This is a genomic window from Streptomyces sp. NPDC002825 (assembly GCF_040295385.1).
In the GTDB taxonomy this organism is placed as follows: Bacteria; Actinomycetota; Actinomycetes; order Streptomycetales; family Streptomycetaceae; genus Streptomyces.
This window is the reverse complement of sequence record NZ_JBEOVH010000003.1, coordinates 220048-239163: the sequence shown is the minus strand read 5'-3', so window position 1 is coordinate 239163 and position 19116 is coordinate 220048. Positions and strand designations below refer to the sequence as shown.

The 19116-nt window shown below is 72.6% G+C and carries 19 protein-coding genes and 1 riboswitch; of the genes, 14 read left to right on the top strand and 5 right to left on the bottom strand.

The annotated features are described in order from the left end of the window. Positions 1–101: 101 nt before the first annotated feature. Together ABT041_RS05780 and ABT041_RS05775 are read left to right on the top strand one after the other, a co-directional pair. Positions 102–866 (top strand): alpha/beta fold hydrolase, encoded by a 765-nt coding sequence (locus tag ABT041_RS05780; protein ID WP_351179542.1) that lies wholly within the window; start codon positions 102–104, stop codon positions 864–866. A 120-nt stretch (positions 867–986) separates the two neighbouring features. Beyond that, on the top strand, positions 987–2291 hold the full coding sequence (locus ABT041_RS05775; RefSeq protein WP_351179539.1) for a phosphoribosyltransferase family protein: 1305 nt from the start codon (positions 987–989) through the stop codon (positions 2289–2291). On the opposite strand, the gene ABT041_RS05770 is transcribed toward ABT041_RS05775, so the two are convergent. Next, on the bottom strand, positions 2275–3090 hold the full coding sequence (locus ABT041_RS05770) for a LysM peptidoglycan-binding domain-containing protein (RefSeq protein WP_351179536.1): 816 nt from the start codon (positions 3088–3090) through the stop codon (positions 2275–2277). The two genes, ABT041_RS05775 and ABT041_RS05770, sit on opposite strands and share 17 nt — an antisense overlap. A 4-nt stretch (positions 3091–3094) precedes the next feature. Then, a riboswitch (cyclic di-AMP (ydaO/yuaA leader) is annotated at positions 3095–3250 on the bottom strand. 383 nt (positions 3251–3633) lie between these two features. Here ABT041_RS05770 and ABT041_RS05765 point away from each other — a divergent pair. After that, positions 3634–4257 carry a DUF6197 family protein gene (locus ABT041_RS05765; protein ID WP_351179533.1) on the top strand — a complete coding sequence of 208 codons (624 nt, stop codon included), beginning with the start codon at positions 3634–3636 and terminating at the stop codon, positions 4255–4257. A 58-nt stretch (positions 4258–4315) separates the two neighbouring features. On the opposite strand, the gene ABT041_RS05760 is transcribed toward ABT041_RS05765, so the two are convergent. Beyond that, positions 4316–6340: a phosphocholine-specific phospholipase C gene (locus tag ABT041_RS05760; RefSeq protein WP_351179530.1), complete on the bottom strand. Its 2025-nt coding sequence runs from the start codon at positions 6338–6340 to the stop codon at positions 4316–4318. 167 nt (positions 6341–6507) lie between these two features. After that, positions 6508–7314, bottom strand: a complete 807-nt coding sequence (locus tag ABT041_RS05755) for a DeoR/GlpR family DNA-binding transcription regulator (RefSeq protein WP_351179527.1) — start codon at positions 7312–7314, stop codon at positions 6508–6510. 175 nt (positions 7315–7489) lie between these two features. Between ABT041_RS05755 and ABT041_RS05750 the strand changes: the two genes are divergently transcribed. After that, positions 7490–8413, top strand: a complete 924-nt coding sequence (locus ABT041_RS05750) for an SIS domain-containing protein (protein ID WP_351179524.1) — start codon at positions 7490–7492, stop codon at positions 8411–8413. Between the two features lie 39 nt (positions 8414–8452). Further along, complete coding sequence (locus ABT041_RS05745) at positions 8453–9286, top strand: class II fructose-bisphosphate aldolase (RefSeq protein ID WP_351179521.1); 834 nt, start codon at positions 8453–8455, stop codon at positions 9284–9286. Positions 9287–9377: 91 nt separating this feature from the next. Here ABT041_RS05745 and ABT041_RS05740 read toward each other — a convergent pair whose 3' ends face one another. Further along, positions 9378–9815, bottom strand: a complete 438-nt coding sequence (locus tag ABT041_RS05740) for a nitroreductase family deazaflavin-dependent oxidoreductase (protein ID WP_351179518.1) — start codon at positions 9813–9815, stop codon at positions 9378–9380. A 171-nt stretch (positions 9816–9986) separates the two neighbouring features. Between ABT041_RS05740 and ABT041_RS05735 the strand changes: the two genes are divergently transcribed. The 4 genes from ABT041_RS05735 (at position 9987) to ABT041_RS05720 (ending at position 13966) form a co-directional block, all read left to right on the top strand. Beyond that, positions 9987–10781 (top strand): alpha/beta fold hydrolase, encoded by a 795-nt coding sequence (locus ABT041_RS05735; RefSeq protein ID WP_351179515.1) that lies wholly within the window; start codon positions 9987–9989, stop codon positions 10779–10781. Positions 10782–11053: 272 nt separating this feature from the next. Further along, a complete protein-coding gene (locus ABT041_RS05730; protein ID WP_351179512.1) occupies positions 11054–12268 on the top strand; it encodes a S8 family peptidase in 1215 nt (404 codons plus the stop codon). A 119-nt stretch (positions 12269–12387) separates the two neighbouring features. Then, on the top strand, positions 12388–13368 hold the full coding sequence (locus ABT041_RS05725; RefSeq protein WP_351179509.1) for a serine/threonine dehydratase: 981 nt from the start codon (positions 12388–12390) through the stop codon (positions 13366–13368). A 64-nt stretch (positions 13369–13432) separates the two neighbouring features. Beyond that, on the top strand, positions 13433–13966 hold the full coding sequence (locus ABT041_RS05720) for a GNAT family N-acetyltransferase (protein ID WP_351179506.1): 534 nt from the start codon (positions 13433–13435) through the stop codon (positions 13964–13966). Between the two features lie 191 nt (positions 13967–14157). Here ABT041_RS05720 and ABT041_RS05715 read toward each other — a convergent pair whose 3' ends face one another. Then, on the bottom strand, positions 14158–15441 hold the full coding sequence (locus ABT041_RS05715) for a serine hydrolase domain-containing protein (protein WP_351179503.1): 1284 nt from the start codon (positions 15439–15441) through the stop codon (positions 14158–14160). A gap of 269 nt (positions 15442–15710) precedes the next feature. On the opposite strand from ABT041_RS05715, the gene ABT041_RS05710 reads away from it, so the two are divergent. The 5 genes from ABT041_RS05710 (at position 15711) to gap (ending at position 19056) form a co-directional block, all read left to right on the top strand. Beyond that, positions 15711–16001, top strand: coding sequence for a hypothetical protein (locus ABT041_RS05710; RefSeq protein ID WP_351179500.1), 291 nt, complete (start codon positions 15711–15713; stop codon positions 15999–16001). Next, the gene (locus ABT041_RS05705; protein ID WP_351179497.1) at positions 15998–16357 is read left to right on the top strand and encodes a poly(ethylene terephthalate) hydrolase family protein; all 360 of its coding nucleotides are present in this window, start codon (positions 15998–16000) and stop codon (positions 16355–16357) included. Before ABT041_RS05710 ends, ABT041_RS05705 begins: the two co-directional genes overlap by 4 nt. Before the next feature lie 17 nt (positions 16358–16374). Next, positions 16375–16635 (top strand): hypothetical protein, encoded by a 261-nt coding sequence (locus tag ABT041_RS05700; protein ID WP_351179494.1) that lies wholly within the window; start codon positions 16375–16377, stop codon positions 16633–16635. 335 nt (positions 16636–16970) lie between these two features. Continuing rightward, a complete protein-coding gene (locus ABT041_RS05695) occupies positions 16971–17927 on the top strand; it encodes a GlxA family transcriptional regulator (RefSeq protein ID WP_351179491.1) in 957 nt (318 codons plus the stop codon). A gap of 130 nt (positions 17928–18057) precedes the next feature. Continuing rightward, the gene (gene gap, locus ABT041_RS05690; RefSeq protein WP_351179487.1) at positions 18058–19056 is read left to right on the top strand and encodes a type I glyceraldehyde-3-phosphate dehydrogenase; all 999 of its coding nucleotides are present in this window, start codon (positions 18058–18060) and stop codon (positions 19054–19056) included. Positions 19057–19116 lie beyond the last annotated feature (60 nt).

Below are 19116 nucleotides of genomic sequence, written 5' to 3'. Positions count from 1 at the left end.
CCCGGGTGACGGTGTTGACCCCACGCGCCCGTACCGTCACACTCGGTCGTCGACCGCCGCCGTCGGCGCGCGGCGGCACGACCTCGCGAGCAGGGGGCACGTTGACGGGCCAGGTTCTTCCGTACGACGTACACGGCGAAGGCCCCGGGAGGGCCCTCGTACTGCACAACTGGTTCGGCGACCGCACCAGCTTCGCGCCCCTGCGCGCCCACCTCGACGACGCCCTCGGCACGTACGCCTTCGTGGACTGCCGGGGCTACGGCGAGGCGCTCGACCTCGCGGGCGCCTACACGATGGAGGAGGTCGCGGCCGACGCCCTGGCGGTCGCCGACGACCTCGGCTGGGACTCCTTCTCCGTCATCGGCCACTCCATGGGCGGCAAGGCGGCCCAGCTGATGCTCCTCGACGCGCCCGACCGGATCCGTTCGATCATCGGCGTCTCACCGGTCTCCGCCGCCGGCTTCCCGCTCGACGGGGAGACCTGGGAGCTCTTCGCCGGAGCCGCCGACGAACCGGCCAACCGGCGCGCGATCATCGACAACACCACCGGCGGCCGCTACGACGACGCCTGGCTCAGCGGCCTGGTGGACCGTTCCGTCACGCGCTCCTCCGCCCCGGCCTTCCGCGCCTACCTGGACTCCTGGTCCCGCACCGACTTCCACGAGCGCGTCCGCGACAACCCCGTACCCGTCCTGCTCGTCGTCGGCGCCCACGACCCCGCCCTCGGCAGCGAGGCGATGGAGGCCACCTGGCTGCGCTGGTACCCGAACGCGCGTCTCGAAGTACTCAAGGACGCCGGGCACTACGCCCCCGAGGAGACCCCGCAGGCCCTCGCCGAGGCGATCGAGGCCTTTCTCGGAGCCTGAGGGCGGCGTCGGACCCCGTCGACCGGGGACGCGCCCGACTACCCTGGAGAGACGGGCAGGGGACGGGGCACACCGTTCCTCCCCGGGGCCCGAGCCGCGCAGGCGGAAGGGCGGCGGACCATGTTCTTCAGCGATCGCACGGACGCGGGGCGGCAGCTGGCCCCCCTCCTCGACCACCTCAAGGGCCATGACGTCGTGGTCCTCGGGCTGCCACGGGGCGGCGTCCCGGTGGCGGCGGAGGTGGCCGACGCCCTCGACGCGCCGCTCGACATCTGTCTCGTGCGGAAGCTCGGGGTGCCCTATCAGCCGGAGCTCGCGATGGGCGCCCTGGGCGAGGGTGGCGTGCGGGTGCTCAACGAGCGGGTGCTGCAGGAGGCCCGGGTGGGCGAGCGTGATCTCGCCGCGGTGGAGGAGCGGGAGCACGCCGAGCTCGAGCAGCGCGCCCAGCGTTACCGGGGCAGCCGGCCGTCCGTACCCCTCGAAGGGCGGACGGTCGTCGTGGTCGACGACGGGCTGGCCACCGGGGCCACGGCGCTGGCGGCCTGCCGGGTGGTACGGGCGCGGGGCGCGGCCCGGATCGTCCTCGCGGTCCCGGTGGCGCCGCGTGGCTGGACGGCCCGCCTCGGCGGTGAGGCCGATGAGACCGTCAGCGTGCACGCGCCGGAGCTGTTCTTCGCGATCGGGCAGTTCTACCAGGACTTCTCGCAGACCCCGGATGCCGAGGTCATCGAGTGCCTGGACCGGAACAGGGCCGGGCGGGACCCCGTCGTGCGGGACACGGACGTCCGGATCCCGGTCGGCGGGGTCACCCTGGGCGGGCGCCTCGCGGTGCCCGAGGGCGCGCGCGGCATCGTCCTGTTCGCGCACGGCAGCGGCAGCAGCCGCCACAGCCCGCGGAACCGGGCCGTCGCCGAGGCACTCAACCGGGCGGGCCTGGGGACGCTGCTCTTCGACCTGCTGACCGAGTCGGAGGCGACCGACCGGGCGCATGTCTTCGACACCCCGCTCCTGGCGGGGCGGCTCGCCGGGGCCACGGAGTGGCTGGCCGCGCGGCCCGAGAGCACCGGGCTGCCGTTCGGGTACTTCGGCGCGAGCACGGGCGCGGCCGCCGCGCTGTGGGCGGCGGGCGATCCCGCGTCCCCGGTGAGCGCCGTCGTCTCACGCGGCGGCCGGCCGGACCTCGCGGCCGAGCACCTGGCGCGGGTGCGCGCCCCGACGCTCCTGGTGGTGGGCGGCGCGGACGCGCTGGTCCTGGACCTCAACAGGCGGGCCCAGGCGCTGCTGCGCTGTGAGAACCGGCTCTCCGTGGTGGGCGGCGCCGGCCACCTCTTCGAGGAGCCGGGTGCCCTGGAGGAGGTGGCGGACCTCGCCACCTCCTGGTTCCAGGAGCACTTCCGGGGAAAGGGGATCAGTACGCCGAGTTGACGTTGTCGATGGAGCCGTAGCGGTCGGCCGCGTAGTTGCAGGCGGCGGTGATGTTGGCGACCGGGTCGAACAGGTCCATGGACGTGCCGGGCACGTGGTAGGCGAGGAACGTCGGCTCGATGACCTGGAGCAGGCCCTTCGAGGGGGTGCCGGCGGCGGCGTTGGAGTCCCAGAGGTTGATGGCCTGGGGGTTTCCGGAGGACTCCCGCATGACGTTGCGCAGGATCCCGTCGTAGGTGCCGGGGATGCCGTGCTGACCCATGATGGCCAGCGACTCCCGGATCCAGCCGTCGAGGTTGTCGGCGTAGTTGGTGGCGGCGATCGGGGCGGCCTTGGCGACGGCAGGGGCGGCCGCGGCGGCGGAGGAGCCCTTGCCGGTGGAGACGGCGGACTTCTTGGCCTTGGCCTTCGCGGGAGCTGCCTTCGCGGAATCCCGACGAATCGTCAGTTCGATGCCGGGGCGAATGAGTGACGGATTGTCACCCACGACGCTCTTGTTGGCACGGTAAAGGCTCTTCCAGCCGCCCTGAATTCCCTTCTTGTGGGCGATCAGGGAAAGCGAGTCGCCGCTCACCACGGTGTACGTCTGCGCGGCGGCGGGTGCCTTGGCCGCGGCCGGCGCGGCCGGGGCGGCAAGAGTCTGCGGGGCGATCTGCGGGGCGCCGGAGACGGGCGCCGCGCCGGCGACGGCCGGGGCGATCAGCGGCAGGGTCAGGGCGGCGCCACCGGTGCCGACCAGGGCGAGGCCGCGGGAGACGGGGCTGCGGCGGGGGCGGCGGTGCTTACCGTGAGCAGGCATGACGGTGTCCTCTCCGGCGCCTGCGGGGTGAGCTGTCGGGTTCGGACGGGAGATGTCCGGCCGCGCGCACGCGGCTTCACCCCGAGCCGTTCCGGATTCCGGACCGGCGTATTCGTGGGTCCCCCGCTCCTGCCGTCGGGTGAAAAGGGAGGTTTAACGAGCGGCGGCAGGATTGGGCGTTCCGCTCGAATGGAGGTGACCGTAGGCCAGTAATGCGACGGATAACAAGAGGAGTGGATGCCGTGCGCCGGGTAATGGATCAATGAATTCGGTCGATTCATGATCGATGCCGTGCCGTGGGTGTCGAACTTCCTTGTCCGGTACGGGGTGGAGGAAGGCGCCGCCGAGCGGTCGGGTCGCATAAGTGAGTCGCGTCACCCGGAGAGTAATGTCCGAATTTGGGCTCTAATTCCGGGGTGGGTAATTCGGGGTGAAATCCCCGCGATGGGGCGTTCGGGGGGGCGACTCACCGGCTCGGAGTAAAAGTGGCAAAACCGACATTTGTCTTGAAAGATGGAGGCAGTCGACCCAGGAGTCACGTCCATGCCGCCTTCCCCCTCCCTGCTCAGCCGTGCCGACACCCCGGACGCCCTCGATGCCCTCGACCGCGAGGCGGCCGCTCTCTTCGAGAGCGCCACCTGGCAGCGGATCGTCACGGACTGGCCCGCCCCGGACGCGTCCCCGCCGGCGGAGGACGGCTGGCGGCAGCTGCTCAGCGTGCCGGTGGACCGGCTCGTGGCCGACGCGCTCGCCGCCCTGCCCCCGGCGCTGCCCGTCGAGCGCCGTCTTCCCGGCCGTCTGGGAGCCGTGCTGCCGGACCGGCTGCATGCCTGGCGCCGCATCGGGCAGGCCGAGCTGCGGCCCTCGGTCCACCTCGGCTACGCGCGCCTGGTGCTGACGGAGTGGGGCTGGCAGAACGCCCCGTACAAGCTGCGGGACGCGCGCGGCGCCCGGTGTGTCTGCGGTGCGCTGCTCGCGGCCCACCGGCTCGGCTACGGCGGTACGGACACCATGAACGAGGCGGCCGCCTGGATCATGACCGAGTTGCGCTCGCGCGGGTGGCAGGGGCTGATCGGGCCGTGGAACCGCGCCCCCGGCCGCACGGCCGCCCACGCGGTGGCCCTCCTCGACGCCACGATCCGCCGCGCCGCGCACGCCGGCCGCTGACAGGAAGGCCGCGTGCCGGGCGGCGGGATGGCCGCCGCCCGGCACGCGGGGGAGTGGCTCAGCCGCTGACGCTCGCGGCGCCGGTCTCGATGTGCCCGGTGTACCGGCGCGACCAGGTGCCGTCGATGTCGGCGGAGACGGTGAAGTCGTACCAGCCGCCGTTGTACGCCACCGCGTTGAAGAAGTCCTCGCGGCTGGAGTTCGCCGGCACGGTGTACGTCCACGGGCCGTCCGAACGGTAGGCGTTCGAGCGGATGGTGAAGGTGACGGGACCGGCCGAGGTGTTCGTCATCTTGAACCACAGGGCCGTCTTGCCCGTCCCGGCCTCGGGCGCGAACCGGGCGGCCACCTCGACGGCCTTGCCCGCCTTGGAGGCGTCCCCGATGAACCGCCGGAGGAAGCGGTTGGGGCCCATCATCGAGATGTCGTACTTCCCCGAGCCCGAGCCGAGGCCGATGTTGAAGTAGTCCGTGGCCGTGTCGCCGGGGTCGACGGTGTACTGCCAGGCGGCCGTGTCCCGGTACTGGTGCGGGTGGATCGAGAAGTGCGCCGAGCGCTTGGCCTCCGCGCCCTGGTTGGTCATCGAGAACCAGGCCAGGATCTTGCCCGCGGCGCCGAACTCGAACCGGTCGAGGTTGCCGTTGACCTGGTACGGCAGGGCACGCGCCGGCCGGGTGCCGGGCTCCTGGGCGGGCAGCGCGTTGTTCTGCGGCGCCGGGTTCGGCAGCGGGCCGCAGGTGGCCTGCCCGATCACCTTCGCCGTCGACGGGAGGCCCGCGGGAACTCCGTACACCGGGTTGGCGAAGTCGAAGACCCCGGTGAGATCGCCCGTGACCTTCCGCCGCCAGGCGCTGATGTTGGGGCAGGTGGCCGGCGTGCCGAGCGCCGCCGTCCAGGTTTCCATGAAGCGCAGCACGGAGGTGTGGTCGAAGACCTCGGAGCTCACCCAGCCGCCGCGGGTCCACGGGGACATGACAATCATCGGGACGCGGAAGCCCAGTCCGATCGGCACGCCGTCGAGGTACTCGCCCGCGGTCCCCGGAGGGGCGACCGGGGGCGGCACGTGGTCGAAGAAGCCGTCGTTCTCGTCGTAGTTGAGGAACAGCACCGTGGAGTCGAAGACCTCGGCGTTCGCGGCCAGTGCGCGGTAGACGAGGTCGACGAAGTGGGCGCCGTCCCCCGGAGGGGCGTACGGGTGCTCCGAGAAGGCCTCGCTCGCGACCACCCACGACACCTGCGGCAGGGTCCCCGCGACGACGTCGGCGCGGATCGCGGCGGCGATGTCGTCCGGCGTCGAGCCGGTCACCTTCGGGACCGAGCCCATGCCCCGGTCGTACAGCGGATCCCCGGGGCGCGCGTCGGTGAACCTCTTGAAGTACGCGAGGCCGTTGTCGCCGTAGTTGTCCTGGGCGTTCTGGTAGACCTTCCAGCTCACTCCGGCGCGCTGGAGCGCCTCGGCGTACGACTCCCAGGTGAGGCCCGACTCGTCGCCGCCGTCCTTGCTGGAGCCGTCGATCTTCCCGCTCCACAGGAAGGTGCGGTTGGGGCCCGTGGCGCTCAGCGTCGAGCAGAAGTACGCGTCACAGATCGTGTAGTTGTCGGCGAGCGCGTAGTGGAAGGGGATGTCCCCGCGGTCGAGGTGGCCGAGCGTCCGGGTGTTGCCCACGCCCGTGACCCAGTTGTCGAGGCGTCCCTTGTTCCAGGCGGCGTGCTGGGAGGTCCAGCTGTGCGGCAGGTCGCCGTTGCACTGTGCGAGGGTCTCGCCGTCGACGCCGCCGGCGGGCGGGGTGTCGCTGAGCTTCCAGGGGTACTGGCGGCCGCCCCAGTTGGGCTGGTTGAACATGCCCCAGCCGCCCGGCAGGTTGCCGGCCGCGCGGTCGCCGAAGCCCCGCACGCCCTTGAGGGTGCCGAAGTAGTGGTCGAAGCTGCGGTTCTCCTGCATGAGGATGACCACGTGCTTCACGTCCGTGAGGGTGCCGGTCGCGGTGCTCGCGGCTGCCGACGCCTGGACCGGCGGCAGCGCGGCCCCCGCCACGAGCCCCGCGCCCATCCCGACGAAACCCCTGCGGCTGATGGGAATCATGCCCCGCCTCTCCTGTCACGGTGTGCCCCGGCGGCACGTCGGAGACATGATGGGGGAGGGGAGCTTAAAGGTATACAGCCGTGCGGTAATTACTGCGTGAATACGGTGAGGCCTTGGGGCGAGAGGCCCTCGATTGGTTCACCATCAGACCAATGAATCCGAACCGGTCAGACGGTAAGGACCTTCACGCCGGCTTCGGTGAGCTGCGCGACCGTCTCCTCGCTGATGCCGGTGTCGGTCACGAGCAGGTCGATCCGGTCCAGACCACAGATCCGCGCGAACGCCCTGCGGCCCATCTTCGAGGAGTCGGTCACCACGACCACCCGGCTCGCCCGCTCGGCGAAGAGCCGGCTGATGCTCGCCTCGTCCTCCTGGTGCGCCATCACGCCGAGTTCGGCGTCGACGCCGTCGACACCGAGCACCACCACGTCGAGCACGACCTCGTTGAGCACCCCGACCGTCAGCGGGCCCACCAGCTCATAGGTCTGGGGGCGGGCGACACCCCCCGTGGTGACGATCTTGATCTGCGGACGCACCGCCAGCTCGCCCGCGATGTTGAGCGCGTTGGTGACCACCGTCAGCGCGGGCCCGGCCGGTGCCGCCGCCCCCGGAGTCTCGGTCCGCCCGCTCGCGAACCGCAGCGCGAGCGCCCGCGCGACCTCCGTGGTCGTCGTGCCCCCGTTGAGCCCGACGACCTCGCCCGGCGCGACCAGATCCGCCACCGCCTCCGCGATCCGCCGCTTCTCCGGCGCGTGCCGCGTCGACTTGTACCGCAGGGGCAGCTCGTACGAGACGCCGTGCGCGACCGCCCCGCCCCGCGTCCGTACCAGGAGCTGCTGCTCGGCCAGCTCGTCGAGGTCCCGGCGGATCGTCGCGGCGGAGACGTCGAGGGCCGTCGCCGCCTCCTCCACCTCCAGCTTCCCCGAGGCCGCGAGCAGCTCCAGGAGCGTGTTCCACCGCTCGTGCTTGGACATGGGTCCCTCCCTCCACCGGGGCCGCGCCCACAAGGCCGCCCCGCTCGTGCGCGCGTCCGATTCTAGCCGCCACCGGGTGCAAGACCTGGCAACAGGATGCTTGTTTCTGCTTGAATGGGCGTGTCTTCAAGCATCTTCCGTCAATATCGCGCACTCTTCTTGCAAGGAGAACGGCATGACCACCACTCGCACCGCCGTGGAGATCGCCTCCCAGCCGGCGACCTGGCGCCAGGCTGCCCGCACCCTGCCCCAGCACGTCGCGGCCCTGCCCCGCCGCGGCGAGCGGGTCGCGGTGATCGGCTGCGGCACCTCCTGGTTCATGGCCCTCGCCTACGCGGAGCTGCGCGAGTCCGGCGGCCACGGCGAGACCGACGCCTTCGCCGCCTCCGAGTTCCCCTACGGCCGCCGCTACGACCGGGTCGTGGCCATCACCCGCTCCGGCACCACCAGCGAGGTCCTCGCCGTCCTGTCCCGGCTGCGCGGCACGGTCCCCACCGGCGCGATCACGGCCGACCCCACCACCCCGGTGATGGACCTCGCCGACGAGGTGGCCGTCCTCGACTTCGCCGACGAGGAGTCCGTCGTCCAGACCCGCTTCGCGACCACCGTGCTCGCCCTCTTCCGCGCTCACCTGGAGGCCGAGGACGCCCTCCCGGAGGGGCTCGGCACCGTCGAGGACGCCGCCCGGGACGCCGAGCGGGCCGTCGCCTCCCCGCTCGACGAGAGCGTGCGCACGGCCGGGCAGTTCACCTTCCTCGGCACCGGCTGGACCTACGGACTCGCCCTGGAGGCGGGCCTGAAGATGCGTGAGGCGGCCGGCGCCTGGACCGAGGCGTACCCGGCGATGGAGTACCGCCACGGCCCGATCAGCATCACCGGCCCCGGCCGGGTCGCCTGGGGCTTCGGCGCCCTGCCCGCCGGACTCGCGGACGAGGTGCGCAAGGTCGGCGGCACCCTCGTCGAGAGCGACCTCGACCCGCTCGCCGACCTGGTCCGCGCCCAGCGCCTCGCCGTGGCCGTCGCCGAGGCCCAGGGCCTGAACCCGGACACCCCCCGGAACCTCACCCGCTCCGTCGTCCTCACCGACGTCCATGCCTGACCGCCGCCCCGCACCCGCTCACCACTCCGGAGACGCACCATGCCGCTGACGCCCACCGACGAGATCGTCCGCCGCGCCCGGGCCGCGGGCACCGGGGTGGGGGCGTTCAACGTCCTCCAGCTCGAACACGCCCAGGCCATCGTGGCCGGTGCGGAGAACGCCGACGGGCCGGTCGTCCTCCAGATCAGCGAGAACACCGTCCGCTACCACGGCGCCCTGGAACCGGTCGCGCTCGCGTCCCTGGCCGTCGCCCGCGGCGCCAAGACCCCCGTCGCCGTCCACCTCGACCACGCCGAGAACCCCGACCTCGTCCGCGAGGCCGTCGCGCTCGGTCTCGGCTCGGTCATGTTCGACGCCTCCAAGCTCCCGTACGCGGAGAACGTCGCGGCGACCCGCGAGGTCGTGGAGTACTGCCACGGTCACGGCGTCTGGGTCGAGGCCGAACTCGGCGAGGTCGGGGGCAAGGGCGGCGCCCACACGCCGGGCGTGCGCACGGACCCGGAGGAGGCGCGTGCCTTCGTCGCGGCCACGGGCGTCGACGCCCTCGCGGTCGCGGTCGGCAGCGCCCACCAGATGGTGACCAGGGACGCCGTGCTCGACCTCGACCTGATCGCCCGGCTGCGCGAAGCCGTGGACGTCCCGCTCGTCCTGCACGGCTCCTCGGGCGTCGCGGACCCGCACCTCTCCCAGGCGGTCACGGCGGGCATGACCAAGGTGAACGTCTCCACCCATCTCAACAAGGCCTTCACCGAGGCCGTCCGCACCCATCTCGCCGAGCACCCCACCACGGTCGACCCGCGCCACTACCTGACCCCGGCCCGCGCGGCCGTGGCCCGCGAGGTCGCCCACCTCCTGGCGGTCCTGGCACCGTGACCCCGCCCGGCCGGGCCTCCTGAAGCACACTCAGGAGGCCCCGCACCGCTCTCCCGCAACCCGCCACGGGCGGCGGCGGACCATCGGGGAGCTACTCGGTCGGCTCGGCGACGAACAGGGGGATCTCGCGGTCCGTCTTGCGCTGGTAGTCGGCGTAGTCCGGGAACGCCGCGACCGCCCGCTCCCACCAGGCCTGGCGCTCCTCGCCGGTCACCAGACGGGTCTTCATGTCCCACGCGCGCGTGCCGTCGCGCAGTTCGATCAAGGGCGCGGCGACCAGGTTGTGGTACCAGACGGGATGCTTGACCGCCCCGCCGTTCGACGCGACGAGCGCGTACGCGCCCTCGTGCTCGACCCGCATGAGCGGGGTCTTGCGGAGCTTGCCGCTCTTCGCGCCGAGGCTCGTGACCAGGACGACGGGGAGGCCCCGCATCGTCGTCCCCTGGGTGCCGCCGGAGGATTCGTACAGCTCGACCTGCTCACGGACCCACGTCGTGGCGCTGGGTTCGTACTCGCCTTCGAGGGGCATCGGTGTGCGTCCTTTCGGATGGCGTCCGGCGTCCGCCGGCCTGCTGGCCTCCGACGCTATCCGACTCCCCGCGCCCGCGGCGGGAGCCGATCCGCGGAGGCGTTGTCAGTACCGGCTCGTAGGGTGGCCGCTGACAGCAGGACAGAGGCGCGACACAGGGGAGAGAGCGGCATGCGGGAGTTGTTCCTTTCGGAGGAGCGGGCGTACATCCGGTGGATCGACCTGCCGGGGGAGGGCCCCGTGCGGGTCTTCGTCCACGGGCTCGGGTGCACGGCGGCCTCCGACTTCGCCCACATCGCTGCCCGTCCCGCGCTCGGCGGCGGCCGGGCGCTGCTGGTGGACCTCCTCGGATACGGGCTGAGCGACCGGCCCGCGGACTTCGACTACCGCATGGAGTCCCAGGCGGCGGCGGTGGCCGCCCTCCTCGACCACGTCGGCGTCGCGGGCGTGGACCTCGTCGGGCACTCGATGGGCGGCGCCGTGGCCATCCATCTGGCCGCGGCCCGACCGGACCTGGTCGGCAGACTCGTGGTGGCGGAGCCGAACCTGTACGCGGGCGGTGGGGCGTTCAGCTCGCCCGTGGCCGCCCAGGACGAGGAGGCGTTCGTCGCGGGGGGCTTCGCGCGGATGCTCGCCGAGACCGACCGCCCGGACTACGCCGCCCGGCTCCGGCTCGCCGATCCGCGGGCCGTCCACCGCAGCGCTGTCGCCCTCGTGGAGGGAAGCGTGCCCGCGCCGGGCGAACTGCTGGCCGGTCTCGGGATGCCCCGGACGTTCCTGGTGGGGGAGTTGAGCCTGCCGGACGCGGACGCGGAGAAGGTGGCCGCGCTCGGCATTCCGGTGGTCGAGGTGCCCGGCGCGGGACACAACCTGATGCTGGACAACCCCGACGGGTTCACGACGGCCCTTGCCGAGGCGCTCGCGGACGAGCCGACCGACTCGCTTCCCGGCCACCGCAGCGTCTGATCCGGTGGTCCGGCGGGGCCGCTTCCCGGCCACCGGAGCGTCTGATCCGGCCAGGTGAACGGGGGTCGACGGAGGTTCGATTGCAGGCGTATGGCGGATACATGACAAGACCCCAACTCCCTTGAGCTACGCCCGTAGAGCGGCGAGGCTGCTGATCACGCCGGGACCGGACACACCGGTCGCGGCCGTGTACGTGGCCCCACGTGCACCCCCCCACAGTCGCGCCGCCCCACCCGCTCGGGCGCGACGCCCATGAGGAGGACTCCCGCGCAATGGCACTCCCCAAGAGCAACAAGACCCGCCTCGCCGTGACGGCTTCCGCCGCGACCGCCGCCGCCCTGCTCGGCACCTTCGCCGCCGTCCCCGCCCAGGCCGCGCCCGCCGAAGGAACCGTCCTCGCGGCGGACTCGGCCGACGCGATCCCCGGCAGCTACATCGTCACCCTCAAGCAGGGCGCGGGCTTCAAGGCCGCCTCCGCCAAGGGCCGGAACCTGATAGCCGGTTACGGCGGCACGGTCCACAAGACCTTCGGCTCCGCCCTCAACGGCTACACGGCCACCCTCGGCGCCACCGAGGCCCGCCGCCTCGCCGCCGACCCCGCCGTCGCGTCCGTCGAGCAGAACCAGATCGTCCGTGCCGACGCGACGCAGTCCAACGCCCCCTGGGGCCTGGACCGCATCGACCAGGCCGCCCTGCCGCTGTCCGGCACGTACACGTACCCCGACAGCGCGGGCAGCGGCGTCACCGCCTTTGTGATCGACACCGGCGTGCGGATCAGCCACTCGGAGATCGCCGGACGCGCGGTGAACGGCTACGACGCCGTCGACGGCGACTCCGTCGCCCAGGACGGCAACGGCCACGGCACCCACGTCGCCACCACCATCGCCGGCTCCACCTACGGCGTGGCCAAGTCGGCGAAGATCGTCGCCGTCCGTGTCCTCGACAACAACGGCTCCGGCACCACCGCCGGTGTCATCGCGGGCATCGACTGGGTCACCTCGAACCACGCGGCGGGAGCCCCCGCCGTGGCCAACCTCTCCCTCGGCGGCAGTGCCTCCACCGCCCTCGACAACGCGGTGAAGAACTCCATCGCCGACGGCGTCACCTACGCGGTCGCCGCCGGCAACTCCGGCGTCAACGCCTCCTCCTCGTCGCCCGCCCGGGTCGCCGCCGCCATCACGGTCGGCGCCACGAACAGCGCCGACGCCAAGGCCAGCTGGTCCAACTACGGTTCGGTCCTCGACCTCTTCGCCCCCGGCGTCTCGATCACCGCCGGCTGGAACACCAGCGACACCGCCACCAACACCATCTCGGGCACCTCCATGGCCACCCCGCACGTGGCGGGCGCCGCCGCCGTCTACCTGGCCGGCCACACCTCCGCCACCCCGGCCCAGGTCGCGACCGCCCTGGTCGACGGCGCCACGCCCAACAAGGTGACCAGCCCGGGCAGCGGCTCCCCGAACCGCCTCCTGAGGATCGTCCAGTAATCACCGGCGCGGAACCGCCCCGGGGGCAGCCGACGCCTCCGGGGCGCTGCCACGACGTACCGGACCCTGAGAAGATCGTCGGGACCGAACGCCCGGTCCCGGCCCCTCAGGAGCAGCTGGTGCACACCCTCGCGTACGCCGACGTCAAGACCGCCGCCGAGCGCATCGGCGGCCACGTCCGCCCCGTCACGGTCGCCCCAGCCGACCCAGCCGGCGAGCCGTACGAGCTCCACCTCGCCCTGGAGCTCATGCAGCACACCGGCTCCTTCAAGGCCCGCGGCGCGCAGAACTTCCTCCTCGCCCACCGGGAGGTGGGCACCCTCCCCGACGCCGGCGTCACCATCGCCTCCGGCGGCAACGCGGGCCTCGCCTGCGCCTGGGCGGCCCGCCGACAGGGGGCCAGGGCCACCGTCTTCCTCCCCGCCACCGCACCCCAGGTGAAGGTCGACAAGCTGCGCGGCTACGACGCCGACGTACGGCTCGTCGGCACGGAGTACGCCGAGGCGCTCGCCGCCTGCGAGGCGTTCGCGGCCGAGACCGGGGCCCTCGCCTCCCACGCCTACGACCACCCCCTGATCGCCGCCGGGGCCGGCACCCTCCTCGACGAGATCCACCGGCTCGTCCCGGACCTCGACACCGTCGTCGTCGCGGTCGGCGGCGGTGGCCTCTTCGCCGGAGTCGCCACCGCCGCCCGGCACCACGGCATCCGTACCGTCGCCGTCGAACCCGAGAACTGCCGCGCCCTCGACGCGGCCCTGCGGGCCGGACACCCCGTCGACGTCACGGTCGACTCCGTCGCCGCCGACGCCCTCGGCGCCCGCCGCGCCACGCCGCTCGCCGTGAGCGCGACCCAGGACGCGTCGGTGCACTCCGTCCTCGTCGCGGACACCGACATCGTCCGGGCCCGCCGCGCCCTCTGGGACGACCGCCGCCTCGCCGTCGAACACGCCGCCGCCACCGCCCTGGCCGCTCTGGCGGCCCCGGCCGGGGACGGGGCCGACCGTCGCACCGGCTACCGCCCGGCGCCGGGGGAGAAGATCTGCGTCGTCCTCTGCGGCGCCAACACCGACCCGACGGACCTCACGACCACCGGTTCGTAGGACCGTACGACGCCAGGGGCGGCCGAAGACGAGGCCGGGACTCCGGATGCGTCAGGATGGCGTCATGACCGAGATCCTCACGCCCCGACTCCTCCTCCGCCGCTGGAGCGACGACGACCTCGTCCCCATGGCGGAGATCAACGCCGACCCCGAGGTCATGCGGTGGATCGGCGACGGCTCGGTCCGGGACCTGGAGCAGACCGCGGAAGCCATCGAACGGTGCGAGGAGGAATGGGACGAGGAAGGCTTCGGGATCTTCGCCGTCGAGCTCCTCGGCTCGGGAGAACTCATCGGCTTCGCCGGACTGTCCGTGCCCGAGTTCCTGCCGGAGGTGCTTCCCGCCGTGGAGATCGGCTGGCGTCTGGGCCGGCAGTTCTGGGGTCAGGGGTACGCCTCCGAGGCCGCCCACGCGGTCCTGGAGTTCGCCCTCCAGGACCGCGGGCTCGACCGGGTCGTCGCCATCACCCACACCGGCAACCGCGCTTCCGAGAACGTCATGCGCAAGCTCGGCATGGTGCCGGAGCGGGAGACGCGCCACCCGGTCTTCGACCTTCCCCTGCGGGTCTACGCCATCGACCTCACCGAATACCAGGCGTGACCACCGGGGCCTCGCCGGAGCACCGCCGGAGGCTCCCCGGCGAGGTCCCGCTCCGCGCCACCGTCAGTGGCGCTCCGGCAGGTCGCTCCCCGGCGTCAGTGGCGCTCCGGCAGGTCGCTCCCCGGCGTCAGTGGCGCTCCGGCAGGTCGCTCCCCGGCGTCAGTGGCGTTCCGGCAGGTCTCGCCCCGGCGTCAGTGGCGTTCCGGCAGGTCCCGCTCCGCCGGCAGCGGCGAGAAGTCGTTCGCCGCAGGCGAGGAGGTGGCTCGCGAGGAAGGTGCCACAGCCCGCTTCTTGCCGCAGAAAGCCGCCTCCAGGGTTCCGCCGAGGGCCGTGTTGGCGGCGCCGTGGTTCGAGGTGTTCGCCATGGCCGACAGGCTGCGCCGGCCGTCGCGGGTCGAGAACGCGTACGTGTAGAAGCCCTGGACGGTGCCGGTGTGCCCGTACACCCGGGTGCCGCAGGACAGGTCGTAGCGGCGCAGGCCGAGGCCGTAGAACCGGGTGTTGGCGGTGTCCGTCGGCGTGACCGTCGTCATCGCCTCCAGCATCGCCGGGGACAGCAGCCGGCCGCGCATCAGCGCGCTGGTGAAGGTGTTCAGGTCGGCGGGGGTGGAGATGACGGCGCCGGCGGACTGCGCCCAGGACACGGTCTGCTCCGTGGAGTCGACGAGCGGGTCCCCGGCCGCGTCCGGGTGCAGATAGCCCCGGACGTGCAGGCCCTTGATGCGCGTGTCGGGGTGGACGTACGACGTCGAGCTCAGCTTCAGCGGCTCGACGATGCGTCGCTCGTACGCGTCGGACACCGGTCGGCCCGTGAGCTTCTCGATGAGCATGCCGACGACGACGAAGTTCGCGTTGGAGTACTTGTACGCCACGCCGGGCTTGGTGGTGCGGGGCTCGCTCAGGGACAGGTCGACCAGCTCCTGGTAGCTGAAGACCCGGTTCCGTACGGCCTCGAAGCCCGGGACGGTGTCGTTGAACATCGCGTCCGTGTAGTCGGCGAGCCCGCTGCGATGGGTGAGGAGGTGACGGACCGTGATGCGGTCGTCGGGGAGCAGCCCGGGCAGGTAGCGGTTGACGGGCGCGTCGAGTTCCAGCCGGCCCTCCTCCACCAGCTGGAGGAGCACGACCGTGGAGAACGTCTTGCTGACGCTGCCGATCCGGAACCGCGCGTGGATGTCCATCCGCGCCCCCGACAGCCGGTCCTGGACCCCGACGGTTCGGCTCCGGGTCCCCTCGGGACCGGTGAACCGGGCCATCGCTCCCGGCGCGCCGTTGGCCATGGCCGAGTTCAGCGCGGCGACCACCCCCTCCATGTCCGGTGAGGGAACGGCGGGGGCGGCGGGGGCGGCGGGGGCGGTCCTCGCGGCGGGGGCGACGGGAGCGGCGAACGCCGGGGCGGCAGGGGCGACACCCGCCGCCAGGGCGGCGATCGCAGTGGCACTCACGGCCAGGCGGCGGTGCGAAGACAGGGGCACGGTGATTCCTCGGCTTCTTCGACATCGTGGAGCGCGGCACCCGACAGGGGCGAGCCGCGGGGCGGGGGTCCGCTCCGGTGTCGCGCATGACCCCCTTTGTCCACCGATCATGAGGGCCGTCGTCCGCGAAACGTTCCTGACACGAGGGAACAAGATCCGGACGGCGTAGTTGCGTCCCGGGCCACGGCCCGACGTGGGGCGGCTGCCCAGCCGGCCCCCGGAAGGAACGGGCTCCTGCCGACAGACAACGGCCCCGGGGGAGCACGACCATGGCGCTGGTCACGCTTGCGAGGACGCGCAACGGGCCGCATCCGCAGAGGAGTTCACATGTCACGGAGTGGGGGCCGCGCACTCGTCGGCCTGTTGCTCGCCTTCCTGGTGGCGGCGTACGCAGGGCCGGGCACCGCCGAGCGACCGAGCCGTCGACCGGCACGATCCCGTCGGTCGGCACCGCCTGGGACCAGCCGGGTCCGTACGAGGTGACCGTCGACATCGAGGCGGTGCACACCTTCTACCACCCGAAGGAGATGGGCGGCGAGGAGAGCTCCACCCGGTCGTGATCTGGGGCGACGGCACCGGCGCGCTTCCCGGGATCTACAGCTCTCTCCTGCGCCACTGGGCGAGCCACGGCTTCATCGTCGCCGCCGCCAACACCCCCACCTCCAACTTCGCGATCGGCATGCGGGCCGGGATCGACGTACTGGAGCAGCGGAACGCCGACAGCTCCAGCCCCTACTACCGGAAGGTCGACCTCGAACACATCGGCTCCGCCGGCCACTCGCAGGGCGGCGCGGCCGCGGTCAACGCCGCCGTCGACCCCCGCGTCGACACCGCCGTCCCCATCCAGCCGGGGCCGCTCACCGACCCCGACCTGATGGACGAGCCCGTCTTCTACCTGGCGGCGAGTGCGACCTGACGGTGTGGCCGGCCCTCGTGCAGGCGCTGTACCGGGACTCGTCCCACGTCCCCGCCGTCTACGGCGAGGTCCGCGGCGCGGGCCACCTCAGCTCCATCGGGGACGGCGGCGACTTCCGCGCCCCGACCACGGCCTGGCTGCGGTTCTGGCTGATGGGCGACGAGAACGCCCGCGGGATGGTCTTCGGGCCGGGCTGCGCCCACTGCACGGACACCGACCTGTGGTCCGGCTGGGACCGCAACACCCTGGCACTCCAGATCCCGGGGCCTCCGGTCTGACGGCCGCCCGCTCCGGCACGGTAGGGTCCCGGCGGTCGCGATGATCTTCGCGACGGCCGAGGGACGCACCCTGGAGGCGGTGAGCGGCGGAGCCCGCCTCGGCGAGGGCGACGAGGTCCGGTTCTACGTCGACGGAGCGCTCAAGGCCCCGGTCGCCGACGTACGGATGCCCGGCGCGACGTGCCCCTTCGTCGAGACGCACGTGGACGTCGTCCACATGCGCAGGCACACGCGTCCTCGCGCGTACGGCTCGCGTCCTCTGGCGGGGGTGAGGGCCCCGGCCCACCCGACCGCCGCTGACCAGCGAGGACACCCGTACGCGTACCCTCGTGGACGTGTCTGCTTCACCTCTTCACCGCGTCGCCGTCCTCGTACTCGAAGGCGCCAAACCCCTCGACGTCGGAATCCCCGCGCAGGTCTTCACGACCCGGGCCAGCATGCCGTACGAGGTACGGGTCTGCGGCGCCGAACCCGGCGTCGTGGCCGGCGGCGACGGCCTGTCGTACCAGGTCGCCCACGGCCTCGAAGCACTCGCGTGGGCCGACATCGTCTTCGTCCCCGGCTACCGCCACCCGGACCGCGAGGACCCGCCGCGCGCCGTCGTCGACGCGCTGATCGCCGCCCACGACCGCGGGGCCAGGCTCGCCGCCATCTCGACGGGGGCCTTCGCCCTCGCCGCGACGGGACTCCTCGACGGCAAGCGCGCCACGACGCACTGGCACTACGCGCGGGCGCTCGCGGCCAAGCGCCCCCTCATCCAGGTCGACGAGAACGTCCTCTTCGTCGACGAGGGCAGCATGCTGACCTCCGCCGGCGCCGCGTCCGGCATCGACCTGTGCCTCCACATCCTGCGCCGGGACCTCGGTGTGGCCGCGTCGAACCACGCCGCCCGGCGCCTGGTCGCCGCCCCGTACCGCAGCGGCGGCCAGGCACAGTACGTACCGCGCAGCGTCCCGGAGCCGCTCGGCGAGCGGTTCGCCGCCACCCGCGAATGGGCCCTGCACCGGCTCGGCGACCCCCTCACCCTGGAGATACTCGCGCGGCACGCGGCGGTGTCACCGCGCACCTTCTCCCGCCGGTTCGCCGAGGACACCGGCTACACGCCGATGCAGTGGGTCATGCGGGCCCGCATCGACATGGCCCGCGAACTGCTCGAACGCTCCGAGCGGGGCGTCGAGCAGATCGCCGCCGACGTGGGCCTGGGCACCGGCGCGAACCTCCGCCTGCACTTCCAGCACATCCTCGGCACCACGCCCAGCGAGTACCGGCGCACCTTCGCGCAGGGGGAATAGGGCGCCTTGCCCGATCCTTCGGGTGACCTTGGCGCGATACTTGCGGACCGTGGCGATCACGCCGCTGGTTGAGGAGGGCGTTCCGCGCGAACCTGGGTGGCGAAACAGAAGGTCGGAAGGGACACCGCACATGACTCGCATCGCCATCAACGGTTTCGGTCGCATCGGCCGCAACGTGCTGCGCGCGCTCCTGGAGCGCGACACCGACCTCGAGGTCGTCGCCGTCAACGACCTGACGGAGCCCACCGCCCTCGCGCGGCTCCTCGCCTTCGACTCGACGTCGGGCCGCCTCGGCCGCCCGGTGACGGTCGACGGCGACACCCTCGTCGTCGACGGCCGCCGCATCAAGGTGCTCGCCGAGCGCGAGCCGGCGCAGCTGCCCTGGGCCGAACTCGGCGTGGACATCGTCCTGGAGTCGACCGGCCGCTTCACCTCGGCCAAGGCCGCCCGCGCGCACCTCGACGCCGGGGCCAAGAAGGTGCTCGTCAGCGCGCCCGCGGACGGCGCCGACGTCACCCTCGCGTACGGCGTGAACACCGACGCGTACGACGCCGAGCTGCACACGATCGTCTCGAACGCCTCCTGCACGACCAACGCGCTCGCGCCCCTCGCGAAGGTCCTCGACGACCTCGCCGGCATCGAGCACGGCTTCATGACGACCGTTCACGCCTACACGCAGGAGCAGAACCTGCAGGACGGCCCGCACCGCGACCCGCGCCGTGCCCGCGCCGCCGGCGTCAACATCGTGCCGACCTCCACGGGCGCCGCGAAGGCCATCGGCCTCGTGCTGCCGAACCTGGACGGCAAGCTGTCCGGCGACTCGATCCGCGTGCCCGTCCCGGTGGGTTCGATCGTCGAGCTGAACACGACCGTCGCCCGCGACGTGACCGTCGAGGACGTCCTGGCGGCCTACCGCACCGCCGCCGAGGGCCCGCTGGCCGGTGTCCTGGAGTACTCGGAGGACCCGCTGGTCTCCGCCGACATCGTCGGCAACCCGCACTCCTCGATCTTCGACTCGGCGCTCACCCGCGTCGAGGGCCGCCACGTCAAGGTCGTCGCCTGGTACGACAACGAGTGGGGCTTCTCGAACCGTGTCATCGACACGCTGCAGCTCCTCGCCGCGCGCTGACGACCCGCCCACCCCGCCGCAGGGCGGGGGCGGGCACGAACACACGCCGACTCGGACCGC